This window comes from Streptomyces sp. NPDC041068 (assembly GCF_040647455.1).
Lineage (GTDB): Bacteria > Actinomycetota > Actinomycetes > Streptomycetales > Streptomycetaceae > Streptomyces.
Window position 1 is genome coordinate 410,798 of record NZ_JBEZCG010000002.1, and the last position, 13,208, is coordinate 424,005.

Here is a 13,208-nt window from a genome sequence, read left to right on the forward strand (position 1 = left end):
AGGCGGGCCGGTGACGCCCGGCGCCTGACTTCCGAGGTCCGACTGAGGGCCGAGGCCCGTCGGCCGTGCGGCCCTACCGTGCGGCCGACGTCTCGTCCTCGGCCCACAGCGACCGTACGTGCCCCAGGTGCTTGGCCATGCACTTCTCCGCGGCCTTGGCCTCGCCCGCGAGCATCAGGTCGAGGAGTTCGATGTGCTCCTCGGCCGAGGGGGTCAGCTGGTCGCGCTCGTCGAGGGCGGTGAGGCCGTAGAGGCGGGAGCGCTTGCGCAGGTCGCCGACGGTCTCGACGAGGCGGTCGTTGCCCGAGAGGGCGAGCAGGGAGAGGTGGAAGCGCCGGTCGGCCTCCAGGTAGGCGATGAGGTCGTGCTCGCGGGCGGCGCGGACGATCTCCTCCGCGACCGGACGCAGGGCCTCCAAGTCCTCGCGGGCGGCGTTCTTCGTGATCCGGCCGATCATGGGGACTTCGATCAGGGCGCGGATCTCCGTGTACTGGTCGAGGTCGCGTTCGTCGACCTCGGTGACCCGGAACCCCTTGTTGCGTACGGGTTCGACAAGGCCCTCCCGTGCCAGGTCCAGCATCGCCTCGCGCACCGGCGTCGCCGAGATGCCGAAGTCCTCGGCGAGGCCGGGCGCGGAGTAGATCTCGCCGGGGCGCAGTTCGCCGGAGATCAGGGTGGCGCGCAGGGCGTGGCCGACCTGGTCCCGCAGCCGCTCCCTGGTGGTGATGAGGTTCTTCTGCTTCAGGTGGCCCATGGTGATCCCTCCGGTGGTCCCCGCGCCCGAGCTGATCACCAAAGTACAATGTCACGTGGCCAGTTGGGGGTTCAGTCGCGCCGGTTGTGGGTGCCGGGCGTATAGCCGTGGGCCCGGCGGAACACATCGATGAAGGCGCTGGTCGACGACCAGCCGCAGCGGTGCGCGACCGAGGTGACCGGTGTGCCGTCGGCCAGCATGCGCAGCGCGTGGTAGAGCCGCAGCTGGGTGCGCCACTGCGGGAAGGTCATGCCGAGGTCGCGGCGGAAGAGCCGGCTGAGGGTGCGCTCGCCCGCGCCCGCCTCCGAGGCGAGTTCGGCAAGGCCGCGCGGGTCGGCCGGGTCATGGTGCAGCAGGTCGCAGACGGCCGCGAGGCGGGGGTCCGAGGGGGCGGGCAACTGGACGGGCTGCTGCGGCGAGGCGCGCAGCTGGTCCAGGAGCACGGCGCGCAGCCGACGGTGCTCGGGGGAGTCGTCGTGCGGGTCCCGGGTGCAGGCGAGGATCAGTTCGCGCAGCAGCGGGCCCACGGCGAGGACGGTCGGGGCGTCGAGCCCGAGCGGGTTCGTGCGCGCGGGCAGGCCGAGCAGATGCAGGGCTAGGTGCCCGTGGGCGCGGTGCGCGTGGACGCACCCGGCGGGGACCCAGATGGCCCGCGTCCCCGGCGCGAACCACGTACCGGCGTCGGTGGTGACGGCCACGACGCCCGAGCCCGCGTAGATGATCTGGTGGTCGTCGTGGCGGTGCGCGTCGATGAGCTCGCCGGGAGCGAGCTCGCGGACGGTGGTGGGTGCCTCGGGGGTGTGGCGGATGTTCGACACGGATTGGCACTTTATCGGAAGCGCGCCAGGGCAGGGCGTGGCGACGATGGGACGGTGTCAGCGAATCAGACCCCACATACGCACGGGAGTTCAGCCGAGGCCCGGATCGATGCCCAGGTCAAGGCCCAGGCCGAAGTCAGCGGCAAAGCCGAGGCCAAGCCGCCCCGCACCGGCCCGATCCCTCTCCTCTCCCTCGGTCACGCCTGCGTCGACGTCTATCAGGGAGCCGTCGCCGCCCTCGTCCCGTACTTCGTGTCCGAACGTGCCTATACCTACGCCGCCGCGTCCGGCATCGTCCTCGCCGCGTCGCTGCTCTCCTCGGTGGTGCAGCCGCTGTTCGGCGCGCTCACCGACAAGTGGTCCCTGCCCTGGCTGCTTCCGGTGAGCACGCTGGTGGGCGGCGCAGGCGTCGCCCTCGCCGGGGTCGGCGGAAACTACGTCCTGACCCTGCTGGTCGTCGCCGTGTCCGGCATCGGCGTCGCCGCCTACCACCCGGAGGCCGCGCGCGTGGCCCGGCAGGCGAGCCGGGGCAGCCACACCGCCATGAGCTGGTTCTCGCTCGGCGGCAACCTCGGCTTCGCCGCAGCGCCGCTCATGGTCTCCGCGGTCGTCGCCACCGGCGGACTGCGCGCGTCGCCGCTCCTCGTCGTGCCCGCCCTCGCGGGGGCGGCGCTGTGCGCGGCCGCGCTGCGCGGCGTGCGGGCCGCGCAGGCGGCATCCGCCGAGAGCGTGGCGCGGACCCCGGCCGAGGCCGAGGACGACTGGCGGTCCTTCATCAGGCTGACCGGCGCCGTCGTCTGCCGTTCGGTCGTCTTCACCGGACTGAGCACGTTCATCGCCCTGTACGTGCGCGAGCGCACCGGCGGGGGCGAAGTCTTTGGCACCGTCGCGCTGTTCGTGCTCTACATCGGCGGCGCCGTCGGCACCATGGCCGGCGGGAGGCTCGCCGCGCGGCACGGCCGCCTTCCGGTCGTGCGGTGGTCGTACGCCCTGACGGTCCTCGCGGTGGCGGGTGTCGTGCTCGTCCCGGGACCGCCGCTCTTCCTGTTCGTCGCGCTCGCCTCGGCCGGCCTGTACGTGCCGTTCTCCCTCCACATCACCCTCGGCCAGGACTACTTGCCCCGCCGCATGGGCACCGCGAGCGGTGTCACCCTGGGGCTCACCGTGAGCGTCGGCGGCCTGATGAGCCCGGTGATCGGAGCCGTCGCCGACGCCTCGTCGCTGCGGACGGCCCTGATGCCGCTGATCGCGCTGCCCGCCCTCGGCTGGCTCCTGCTGCGCACCTTGCGCGAACCGCAATCCCGTTGAGGTTGTCGGGTCCCCAGGGGTTGTCAGTGCAATTTCACATTACTACGTTACGCATCACATAACTCGGAGGTGAGCCTTCAACTACCTCTGAGTGCGCCGCGGTTGACCGACGCGGCGCCCTCCGTCCCTCCACCCACCCAGGAGCCATCCGTGTCCCGACCACGTCGAAGAACCTGTCGAAGATCCCTGCGCAGATCCGTGCTCGCCGGTGCGATAGCGGCGACCCTCTGTGTCACGGCCGCCCAGTACTCGCAGGCGGCCGAACCCTCGTCCGCGGCGGACAAGTCCCGTACGGCTGCGGCCCCCGCGGCCACCGCGCCCGCCGGGCCGAACCCCCTGGACGTCGTCGAACGCAAGGCGAAGGCCCCCAAGCCGAGCGCCTTCAAGATCCCCGCACCCGGCGGCCTCACGGGCGGCGGCACCCCGGGCGCCCGCACACCGAAGCCGAAGACCACCGAGGCGAAGGCCAACGAGGCGAAGACCGCCAAGGCGAAAACCGCCGAGCCGACGGCCGCGCCCTGCACCCTCGACGGCGTCACCGGTCTGACGCCCGAGCGGTTCGCCGACTTCCTCGCCGACCCCGCCGTCACCGCCGACGGCTGTCTGCGCACGCTCATCTGGACCTGGGACGCGCGCCTGGCGCCCGTCATGTCGGACGCCCACGTCCAGGCGGTCTCCGGACGCGTCGCCCGGCTCGCCGCCGCCCACGACGGCAGGGACGGCAGCAACCTCCTGGAGATGCTCACCTATCTCCACGCCGTCGCGTACCAGGACTTCTCGCACGACGAGATCGACGTCACCGACGGCCCGACCGTGGACGCCATGCGCCGTGCCGTCGAGGCATTCGGCACGGCACCCCGCACCTTCGACGTCACCCGGACCAACGCCGAGTCGCTGCGCGAGGCTCTCTACGCGGCGAGCGCGCCCGGCCTGCGTCAGCACCAACTCCCCCTGATCAAGCGGGTCCTTGCCACGATGGACGCCGCCCACCCCGAGACGGCCAAGGACACTGCCTGGGCGGGCTCCGCGCTCGCCGCGCTCTCCGTGAGCTACCTCGGCGTGTACCCCGGCAACCGGGACACCGCCTTCCACGCGGCGGTCAAGGGCGACGCCTCCTACCGCGCGGCCTTCAAGGCATTCGCCGGGTACACCCACCTCAAGGGCGCCGACAACGCCTGGGTGGTGCGCGACGCGCTCCTCGAGTACGGCAGGTTCGGCCAGATCGACGGGCTCACCGCCGAGATCGTCTCCGGCCTCGGCGGCCTCGTCGACGTCACGGCCCGCAACTTCGGCGAGGGCAGCGCCCCTTGGGCGAAGGTCGCCACGTGGCTGAACGAGTTCGACGCCTGCGCGCCGTACAAGGTCTGCAGGGCGGACATCGAGCGCCGTCTGTTCCCGTACACGTACACGTACGACAAGGGCGGCATGAAGGTCCGCACGGCGCTCGACCGGGGCACCGTCGACCAGCTCTACTACGCGAGCAAGCAGGTCAAGGCGCAGTTCCACCGGGTCGTCGGCACCGAGGAGCCGCTCGCGGGCGACCCCAACACCACGCTGACGACGGTCCTTTACGCCTCGCGCGCCGAGTACGAGAACTACCACCCGCTGCTCACCGGGATGGACACGAACAACGGCGGCATCTACATCGAGCGCGGCGCGACCTTCTACACCTACCAGCGGCGCGTCCCGCAGGACTCCTCGCTGACGCTGGAGGAACTGTTCCGCCACGAGTACACGCACTACCTCAACGGCCGCTGGGCGGTGCCCGGTTTCTTCGGCGAGGGCGCGTGGTACCAGGGCGACCGGACCACCGCCATGGACGAGGGCACCGCCGAGTTCTTCGACGGCGCCACCCGCGACGACGGCATCAAGGTCCGCAAGTCGCTGGTCAAGGGCATCATCGCCGACACGGCGAACGGCGGTCCTCGGATGAGCGTGGACCGGATCCTGCACGCCACGTACGACGGCGACGGCTTCCGCTTCTACAACTACGCGGGCACGTTCTTCGAGTTCCTGTGGACCGAACGCCCCGCGTTGCTCAAGGAGATGTACGGGTACCTGCGGGCGGACGACCCGGCGGGCTTCGACGCGTGGCGCAATCGGCTCGGCAGGGACGGCGGTCTGCAGAGCGCGTACGACGCCTTCCTCGACAAGCAGATCGCGCGGGTCGACGACCTCTTCGTGCCCGACACGACGTACGTGCCGGTCGGCGAGTTGCGTGACACCTCGGCCGACCAGGTGCGCGCCTCCTTCACGGCGACGACGGGCATCACCCCCGTGTGCACGTCGAACGGGGCGCCGGAGCGTCCGCGGTTCACCTGCAGGAGCAGGATCACCGCGAACCTCAGCGCGTCCGGCGATCCCGACGCCGTCTTCAAGGACATGTCCGAGACCGTGGACTACTTCGTCCTGGACCGGGCCGCGTCCGGTGACAACAACCTGACCGACATGAACTGCTCGTTCGGCAGGGTGGACATCTGGTCCAACGGCCGCGCGGGCACGTCGGACTTCAGCTGCGAGGGCCCGTTGAAGGGGTGAGCTCGGTCTCCGAGGTCTCCGGGGCTCCCGCGGCGGGCGCGGGGGCCCCGGAGGCGTTCCGCAGCCGGCCGCGCAGCATCGGCAGACTGCACAGCGCGAGCAGCAGCGCCGCCGCTCCGGCGCCGATACCGACCGAGAAGCCCGCGGTGGAGCCCCAGTTGTCGTGGACGACGCCCGTGGCGGCGGCGCCGATCGCGACGCCGCTCTGCAGGCCCGCGATCATCCACGTCATGGCCTCGGTGAGCCGGTGCTCGGGCGTCGTGCGCTCCACGATCCCCATGATCACCACCATGGTGGGCGCGAAGAAGACACCGGCGGCGAACACCACGGCCGCCATGGCGGCGATCGAGTCCACCCAGAGGAAAGGCAGCGTGGTCAGGGCGGTGCCCGTGACGCCGATCAGGAGCAGGCGGGGCAGCGGGACGTTCGGGCTGCGGGCGCCGAAGAGCAGCCCCGCGATGCCGGAGCCGATGGCGTACGCCGCGAAGACGATGCCGGACAGCGCCTTGTCGCCCTGCCGTTCGGCGAAGGCCAGGCCCATGGTGTCGACCATGCCGGGTATCGCGCCGCCGAAGAGCAGGGTGAGCGCGAGCAGCAGCACCGGCGGCGACCAGATCACCGACGAGGAGCCGCCCGGGGCGGACTGCTCGGCGCGGGGCGGCACCGGCGGCTCGGTGCGCCTCTGCGGCACGAACAGCGCGACGCCGACGACGAGCAGGACGCCCGCGGCCAGGGGCGCGGCCTGCGGGAAGAGCGCGGTGGACAGGACGACCGCGAGCGCCGGGCTGATGACGTAGGTCAGCTCGTCGACCACGGACTCCAGCGAGTACGCGGTGTTGAGCCGGGGCGAGCCGCGGTGCAGCTCCGTCCAGCGGGCCCTGACCATCGCGCCCATGCTCGGCATCAGGCCGGAGAGCAGCGCGAAGAGGAACAGCGTCCAGGTGGGGGCTTCGGTGGTGGCGCAGAGCAGCAGGGCCGCGAGCGCGAGCACGCTGATCCCTGTGGCGATCGGCAGGACCCGGCTCTGCCCGTGCCGGTCGACGGCGCGCGAGACCTGCGGTCCGAGCAGGGCCATGGAGAAGGTGAAGGTGCCTGCGACCAGGCCGGAGAGCGCGTACTCGCCGGTGGTCTCGGAGAGCATCGTGAGGATGCCCATGTGAGTGAGAGGCAGGGGGAGCCGGGCGACGAGACCGGCGGAGCTGAAGGCCTTCGCGCCCGGGGCGGCGAAGATCTCGCGGTACGGGTTCGGCATGGAATGACCTGTTTCCGGGGTCGGTTCTCCGGGCGCGCGGGCATGCGGGGGCCCCGCGCGCCGCACGAAAAGCAAGTGGGACGTATGTTCCACTTTCTATCACGTGGATCCGTCGGGGTACCGTCGGCGAGGAAGTAGGCACCGGCCAGGGGAGTCACACGGACCATGTCGGACACCGCGCCGATCACCGACGGGCGCCGCGCCAAGGGAGAGCTCCGGCGCCGCGCGCTGATCGAGGCAACCGTGCGCGTGATCGCACGCGAGGGGGCGTCGGGCGTCACGCACCGCAGCGTCGCCAAGGAGGCGGGGCTGCCCACCACCGCCACGACGTACTACTTCGACGGCATCGGCGACCTGCTGACCGCGGCGCTGACCAGTTGCATGGAGGAGGACTCGGCGCGCATCGAGCACCTGGTCGATGCGCCCCTGGGCGAAGTGGTGGGCGCCGACCGGATCAGGGCGCTGGCCCTGCTGATGGCGAACCTGTTCACCGCCCCCGGCCATCTCCTCGCCGAGTTCGAGATGTGTCTGCTCGCCGTGCGCCGCCCGGAGCAGCGCACGGCGACGCGGCGCTGGAAGGAAGGGCTTGCGGCCTTCGCGCGGCACTTCACCGACGACCCGGTACGCGTCAAGCTCTTCACGCACGCCTACGACGGCCTGCTCCTCCAGGGCCTCCTGGCCGAGGAGCCGCCCACGGCGGACGAGTTCGAGGAGATGCTGAGGGAGCTCCTGCCGGTCCGTTGACCGGCGGGGCGCCCCGCGAGGAGGCGGCGCGGGGGTGGATCAGCCCGCCGCGCCCGCCAGGAGCTCCGCCGCCGCGATGCCCGAGACGCGGGTCGCGCCGTGGGTGATCAGATGGGTGGCGCCGAGCGCGTCGCCCGCGGGGACGCCCATCTCGACGACCAGGGCGTCCGGGCGGCTGCGCAGCAGGCGGGTCAGGGTGTCGGTCATCCAGCGGTGTCGGGCCGCGTCGCGGACCACGACCACCAGGGGGCGGCCCGCCGCCGGGGCCAGGGCCTCGCGGTCCAGGATGTCCGCGCCGTGGGAGAGCTCGGGCTCCGTCAGACGCACGGACGTGGTGCCGGGGCGCAGGTCACGCAGCGGTTCCGCGACGCCCCACGGGGTGCGGCCGTCGACGGCGAGGCTCATCGTCGGGGACAGCTCCACCACGTGCGCGGCGCCCGTGAGGGGGAGCACGGCGTCCGCCGAGTCCGAGCGGTGGCGCACCCGCACGGCGCGGCGCGCCGCGACCAGGCCGATGTCGGAGGGCTCCGCGGCGCGGCCCACCGCCCGGGAGCGCTCGCCGGACCAGACCGCGAACTCCCGTACGCGCAGGCTCGCTTCGGCGAGCCGCTCCTCGGGGAGCGTGCCGTCGAGCACGGCCTTGACCAGGGCCGTGGAGAGCAGGTCGAACGTGGCCTCGTCGGCGCTCTCGCCGCCCACGCACACCGCGTCCACGCCGCCCGCGACCGCCTTGACCGTGGCGCCGTCGATGCCGTAGCGGTCGGTCACCGCGCCCATCTCGATGCCGTCCGTGACCAGGAGGCCGTCGAAGCGGAGCTCGCCGCGGAGCAGTTCCACCAGGATGCGGTGGCTGAGGGTCGCGGGCAGGTCGGGGTCGTAGGCGGGGGCGAGCAGATGTGCGGTCATCACCGCGCGGACGCCCGCCTCCATCGCGGCGATGAACGGCGGCAGGGCGGTGAGCGCGATCTCCTCGGCGGAGCCCTGGATCTGGGGCAGGCCGTGGTGCGAGTCGACGATCGTGTCGCCGTGACCGGGGAAGTGCTTGGCGCAGGCGGCCACACCGGCCTGCTGCAGACCGCGGATCCAGGCGGCGGTGTGCCGTGAGACGAGGTCGGTGCGGGAGCCGAAGGAGCGTACGCCGATCACCGGGTTGAGCGGATTGGAGTTCACGTCGGCGCTGGGCGCGAAGTTGAGCGAGACGCCCGCGGCGTGCAGGTCACGGCCGATGTCGTGGGCCACGCTCTCGGTGAGGTCGATGTCGTCGACCGCGCCGAGGGCGAGGTTGCCGGGCCGTGACGAGCCGGTCCAGGCCTCCAGGCGGGTCACGTCGCCCGCCTCCTCGTCGATGGCGACGATCAGGTCGGGGTTCTCCGCGCGCAGCGAGGCGGTGAGCCGCGCGACCTGCTCGGGCGTGTGGATGTTCCGCGAGAACAGCACGACGGAGCCCAGGCCCTCGGCGATCCTGCGGCGCAGCCAGTCGGGGGCCGTGGTGCCCTCGAAGCCTGGTTGCAGCACGGAGTTGGCGAGGCGCTCCAGGGTCGGGTCACTGCTCGGTGCCATGGCGCGACCTCCGAAGGTGTGGGTACGTGGCTCGTGGGACATGGGGTGTGTGACGAGGCTCTTGCCGATTGGTCCAGGCCAATCGGATAGTGGATATTGGCTCGGCCCCATCAGGGCTGTCAAGAAGACGGAACCGGTCGCGACGGGCGAATTCAACATCATGGGCCAGGAGTTGGGGAATCCTTGGGGCTTCCGGCACGGCATTCACCGAGGGGAGTGGCTCATGCGCAGGTACGAGCTCGTAGGCAGGCGCGACATCCGGCTGGTCACCGACGTCGCGGTGCCGGAACCCGGGCCGCGGGAGGTGCTCGTGCGGGTGCGGGCCTGCACCGTCTGCAACCGCAGCGACCTCGCGTACTTCCACTACCACGGGCTGCGCGAACACTGCGCGCAGGGCTGCTTCGGTCATGAGATCGCCGGGGTCGTCGAGGCGACGGGCGCGGGCGTGCGCCGGGTCGTGCCCGGACAGCGCGTCTTCGTGCGCACCCCCCTCACCACCGGATACGCCGAATTCGCCCTGGCCCGCGAGATATCCGTGGGCGCCCTGCCCGACGAGGTGCCCTTCGAGCAGGGTGCGATCCTGCAGCTCCTGCCGCTGGCCGTGCACGCCACGCGCGGCATCCGGCTCGGCGACCGCGTCGCGATCGTCGGCCAGGGACCCGTCGGACAGATGGCGCTGCGGGTCGCGGTGGCCCGCGGCGCCGCCGAGGTCGTCGCCGTCGACCTCGACGACTGGCGCCTTGAGCGGTCGGCCGCCGCGGGCGCGGACGCCGTGCGCCGCGTGGACGGCAGCCGCGAGCAACTGTCCGCCGTCGGCGCGGACTTCGACGTCGCCGTCGACGCCGTCGGCACCCCCACGACCCTCAACGCCTGCGTCGGTCTCGTACGCCGGAACGGCCTCGTCGTCCTCCTCGGCACGCACCACGTCGACACCCACGTCACCGTCGACCTCGTCACCTGGGAACGCAAGGGGCTGCGGGTGCACAGCTCCGCCGAACCCGTGGACACCGCCCGCGAGGAGGCGCTCGCCGTGGCCGAACGGCTCGCCCACCGCCGCACCGACGCCCTGCGCCTGCCCGATCTGCACACGCACACCTATCCCCTCGACGAACTCCCCAAGGCCATGGAGCAGCTCTCCGCGAGCCGCTCCCTCTACCCCGACGCCGAACACGCCCCCTACGACGGCCCGCCGCGCGAGACGCTGAAGGTGGCGATCGTCCCCTGAGGCAGGTGACCGTCGCGTGAAGTGGGGCATCGCAGGATACGGCGACATCGTGACGCGCCGCGTGCTGCCCGCCCTGCACGCGCTCGGCGAGGAACCGACGGTGCTGTGGGGCCGTGACCCGCACCGCGCCGCCCGCACCGCCGAGGAGTACGGCATCGCCGGGTCGGGCGCCGACCCGGCGGTCCTGCTCTCCGGCGTCGACGCGGTGTACGTCGCCACACCCGTCGCCCATCATGTGCCGCTCGCCCAGGCCGTGTCGGGCGCCGGGCTCCCCGTCCTGATCGAGAAGCCGCTCGCCGGGGGACTCGCGGTCGACGGGGCCCTCGACACCATCGGGCCGTGCGCGGGCGTCGCCTACTACCGCAGGCTCGCGCCCGCCGTGCGACGGCTGCGCGAGGAGCTGGGCGTGTGGACGCCCGCGCGGGTGGAGGTGCGGTTCCGATGCCCCTTCGATCCGGGCCCGGACGATCCGATGCGCTGGCGCACCGACCCCGCCGTGGCGGGCGGCGGGGTCCTCGCCGACGCCGGAAGCCACCGGGTCGACCTGCTGCTCCACTTGTTCGGGCGGCCGTACGAGATCACGGCTCGGCTCGACCGCCGGTTCCCCGAAGGGGCCGAGCGGCGGGCCGACCTCACCCTGCGCTGGCGGTCCGGAACGCGGGCCCACTGCCTCATCGAGTGGGATGACGGGCCCCCGCTCGACCACGTCGAACTCACCGCGGAGGACCGCACGGTGACGCTCGACCCGCTCGACTCGGGCCGCCTCGCCGGAGTGACCGGCCGGCCGCTGCACCTCCCTCCGGCCCCCAACCCGCACCAACCCCTGCTCGCCGACTTCACGACGGCGGTCACGACCGGCGCGCCGCCGGTGTGCCCGCTGTCCGAGGCCCGCCTGGTCGACGACGTGATCGTCGCGGCGGAACGCTCGGCCGCGGCGGGCGGTCTTCCGGTGCGGCCCTGGTCCTGAACATCCGCTGGAATTCCAGTGGTTCACGCTCCGTCGTCCGCCGCCCAAGGAAGCAGCCACCGCGGATCCGGGGTGTCGCCGGTGCGGACGAAGCGGGTGTCGACGGAAAGCCGCATGGCGTCCGTCGTCGTGTCCAGGGACGCGTGGATGATGCGCGGCAGATGCACCATCACGTCGCCCGCCGCGAAGTCCGCGTACAGCCAGCGTCGGCCGAGCGTGCGCGCGGTCAGCTCAAGGTCGTGGCAGATCTGGCGGCGCTCGCCCGGCCGGTCGGTGACGTCGCGCAGCGGTGCGTACGCCTCGGGCGGCAGCCGGTGCGAGCCCTCCAGATACACCAGCGCACCGGTCCGCGGCGGGCAGTCCCCGACCGGGATCCACAGCGTGACGACGCGCGGCGAGCCCTCGTCCATGTAGTCGAAGTCGACATGGGCCCGGGAGGCGCGCCGCGTGCCCCGGTGGAAGTGGCGCAGGATGCGGCGCGGCAGCATCTCGGCCTTGGCGTACAGGAGTTGGGAGGCCAGCTCGGACAGGGCAGGGTTGCTCACGAAGTGGTCGAAGGGTGCCGAGCGCACGAACGCGTACGCCGGATGCCCGGCCACCCCGTACTCCGGAACGCCCGCAGGCACCCGCCCGGAGAACACACCGTCCTCGGGCCCGCTGCCCGGCGCGAGCAGCCCCGGCGGGAAGAGCGAGAAGTACGAGCCGCGCAGCCGCAACACCTCCGCGCGGTCGAGCAGCCCCGGCAGATACAGATAGCCGTCGGCGTGCAGCCGCGCCCGCAGCGCCGCCGGATCCCTCGGCTCCAGCAGGTCCGCGCTGGGGCGCAGCGGGCCGAAGAGCTCCGGTGTGAAGGGTATGGGCAGGCCGTTCGACGACAGGTTCACGATGCGTGTCCCTCGATCCTCGGGTCAGTAGACGCCTTCCACCGCCTCCTGCGCGTCCGCGGCGTCGCGGAAGGGGCGCACCGCGGCCACCCCGTCCCAGGGGAACCAGGGGTGCGGTCCTGTCCTGATCGCGCTGTCCCGCTCCAGGAGATTCGGCAGGAAGAGGTCTTCCAGGAGGGTCGTGGCCCGCACGCGGCCCCGCTGCCCGACCGCGACCTCGCGCCAGGGGTCGGCGGGGTCGACGACCGTCAACACCGCGAAGGGCGGCGGCAGATGGTAGGAGTGCCCGGTGCCGTCGGGCAGCTCGGGCGCGCCCGCCACCGTGCCCGCCGACGCGTCGGCCTGCAGGGCGTGACCGACGAGCGTGTTGCCGTACGTGTCGATCCACTGCACGCCCCGCAGGTGCTCCTCGCGCAGGAACTCCGCCTCGGCGGCGGTGCAGGAGGTGCCGCCCGTGCACACGGCGCGGATGCCGTACGTGTGCAGGGGCCGCGGCAGCCGCATCGCGAGCTCCAGGAGCAGCCGGGGGGTGGTGAACAGGAGCGAGGGGCGCTCGGCGGCCAGCAGGACGAGGGTCTGGTCGACGAGGTGCGCGGTGTACGCGTCCGCCTCGCCGCCCGACCGCAGCGCGGCCTTCACCCAGCGCGGGTCGAAGTCGATGGCGTGCACCGCGCCCCGCCAGCTGTCGGCGAGGCCCTCCACGAAGTGCCCGTACGCGTGCGGCCCGCTCGGCGTCATCGCGAGCACGTCGCCGCCGGCCACCCCGCGCGCTTCGAGCATCGTGCGGTAGATCTCCACGTCGTACGCGAGGCGCGTGACGTTGACGATCCGGCAGGGCGCGCCGGTCGTACCGCCGGTCTCGAAGACCCGGAAGGGCCGGTCGCGGTAGCCGCGCGGGCGCAGGTCGCGGGCGTTCGCGGCGCGCAGCTCGGCCTTGTCGAAGAGGCCGAAGCGCGCCAGGTCGGCGAAGCCGCCGATGTCCTTCACCGGGTCGAAGCCGAGCTTCTCGCGCCGCGCGACCCAGAAGGGGCTGCCGGTCTCCGGCTCGAAGTGCCAGCGCATCATGCGGCGGGTCCAGGTGTCGAGGTCGACGCCCAGCTCGGGGACGCGGGCGCGCAGCGTGTCGGGGAGCGTGCCGAAGGTGGTCGTCATGCGGGG

At 72.5% G+C, this 13,208-nt stretch carries 11 protein-coding genes; 5 read left to right on the forward strand and 6 right to left on the reverse strand.

The annotated features are described in order from the left end of the window. Nucleotides 1–73 precede the first annotated feature (73 nt). Entirely contained in the window at nucleotides 74–754 is a 681-nt protein-coding gene (locus AB0B50_RS05710; RefSeq protein ID WP_362326847.1) for a GntR family transcriptional regulator, read from the reverse strand. A 71-nt stretch (nucleotides 755–825) separates the two neighbouring features. After that, a complete protein-coding gene (locus AB0B50_RS05715; RefSeq protein ID WP_362326098.1) occupies nucleotides 826–1,572 on the reverse strand; it encodes a helix-turn-helix transcriptional regulator in 747 nt (248 codons plus the stop codon). 177 nt (nucleotides 1,573–1,749) lie between these two features. Between AB0B50_RS05715 and AB0B50_RS05720 the strand changes: the two genes are divergently transcribed. Together AB0B50_RS05720 and AB0B50_RS05725 are read left to right on the forward strand one after the other, a co-directional pair. Beyond that, entirely contained in the window at nucleotides 1,750–2,880 is a 1,131-nt protein-coding gene (locus tag AB0B50_RS05720; protein ID WP_362326850.1) for an MFS transporter, read from the forward strand. 150 nt (nucleotides 2,881–3,030) lie between these two features. Further along, entirely contained in the window at nucleotides 3,031–5,418 is a 2,388-nt protein-coding gene (locus tag AB0B50_RS05725) for a collagenase (RefSeq protein WP_362326101.1), read from the forward strand. On the opposite strand, the gene AB0B50_RS05730 is transcribed toward AB0B50_RS05725, so the two are convergent. Beyond that, nucleotides 5,390–6,670 (reverse strand): MFS transporter, encoded by a 1,281-nt coding sequence (locus AB0B50_RS05730; RefSeq protein ID WP_362326104.1) that lies wholly within the window; start codon nucleotides 6,668–6,670, stop codon nucleotides 5,390–5,392. The two genes, AB0B50_RS05725 and AB0B50_RS05730, sit on opposite strands and share 29 nt — an antisense overlap. Before the next feature lie 165 nt (nucleotides 6,671–6,835). Here AB0B50_RS05730 and AB0B50_RS05735 point away from each other — a divergent pair, with 165 nt between their 5' ends. Next, on the forward strand, nucleotides 6,836–7,414 hold the full coding sequence (locus AB0B50_RS05735) for a TetR family transcriptional regulator (RefSeq protein ID WP_362326106.1): 579 nt from the start codon (nucleotides 6,836–6,838) through the stop codon (nucleotides 7,412–7,414). 39 nt (nucleotides 7,415–7,453) lie between these two features. On the opposite strand, the gene AB0B50_RS05740 is transcribed toward AB0B50_RS05735, so the two are convergent. Further along, nucleotides 7,454–8,974: a glycoside hydrolase family 3 N-terminal domain-containing protein gene (locus tag AB0B50_RS05740; RefSeq protein WP_362326109.1), complete on the reverse strand. Its 1,521-nt coding sequence runs from the start codon at nucleotides 8,972–8,974 to the stop codon at nucleotides 7,454–7,456. A 223-nt stretch (nucleotides 8,975–9,197) separates the two neighbouring features. On the opposite strand from AB0B50_RS05740, the gene AB0B50_RS05745 reads away from it, so the two are divergent. Both AB0B50_RS05745 and AB0B50_RS05750 read left to right on the forward strand, forming a co-directional pair. Further along, nucleotides 9,198–10,199 (forward strand): zinc-binding dehydrogenase, encoded by a 1,002-nt coding sequence (locus AB0B50_RS05745; RefSeq protein ID WP_362326112.1) that lies wholly within the window; start codon nucleotides 9,198–9,200, stop codon nucleotides 10,197–10,199. A 16-nt stretch (nucleotides 10,200–10,215) separates the two neighbouring features. Further along, the gene (locus tag AB0B50_RS05750; protein WP_362326115.1) at nucleotides 10,216–11,166 is read left to right on the forward strand and encodes a Gfo/Idh/MocA family oxidoreductase; all 951 of its coding nucleotides are present in this window, start codon (nucleotides 10,216–10,218) and stop codon (nucleotides 11,164–11,166) included. A 23-nt stretch (nucleotides 11,167–11,189) separates the two neighbouring features. On the opposite strand, the gene AB0B50_RS05755 is transcribed toward AB0B50_RS05750, so the two are convergent. Both AB0B50_RS05755 and AB0B50_RS05760 read right to left on the reverse strand, forming a co-directional pair. Continuing rightward, nucleotides 11,190–12,050 (reverse strand): phytanoyl-CoA dioxygenase family protein, encoded by an 861-nt coding sequence (locus AB0B50_RS05755; protein ID WP_362326117.1) that lies wholly within the window; start codon nucleotides 12,048–12,050, stop codon nucleotides 11,190–11,192. Nucleotides 12,051–12,074: 24 nt separating this feature from the next. Next, nucleotides 12,075–13,202 (reverse strand): hypothetical protein, encoded by a 1,128-nt coding sequence (locus tag AB0B50_RS05760; protein WP_362326120.1) that lies wholly within the window; start codon nucleotides 13,200–13,202, stop codon nucleotides 12,075–12,077. Nucleotides 13,203–13,208: the final 6 nt, after the last annotated feature.

Bases quoted from the DNA above. Each gene is read 5' to 3' on its own strand.
- AB0B50_RS05730 (WP_362326104.1), bottom strand. From the start codon at position 6,670: ATGCCGAACCCGTACCGCGAGATCTTCGCCGCCCCGGGCGCGAAGGCC.
- AB0B50_RS05760 (WP_362326120.1), bottom strand. From the start codon at position 13,202: ATGACGACCACCTTCGGCACGCTCCCCGACACGCTGCGCGCCCGCGTC.
- AB0B50_RS05740 (WP_362326109.1), bottom strand. From the start codon at position 8,974: ATGGCACCGAGCAGTGACCCGACCCTGGAGCGCCTCGCCAACTCCGTG.
- AB0B50_RS05710 (WP_362326847.1), bottom strand. From the start codon at position 754: ATGGGCCACCTGAAGCAGAAGAACCTCATCACCACCAGGGAGCGGCTG.
- AB0B50_RS05745 (WP_362326112.1), top strand. From the start codon at position 9,198: ATGCGCAGGTACGAGCTCGTAGGCAGGCGCGACATCCGGCTGGTCACC.
- AB0B50_RS05735 (WP_362326106.1), top strand. From the start codon at position 6,836: ATGTCGGACACCGCGCCGATCACCGACGGGCGCCGCGCCAAGGGAGAG.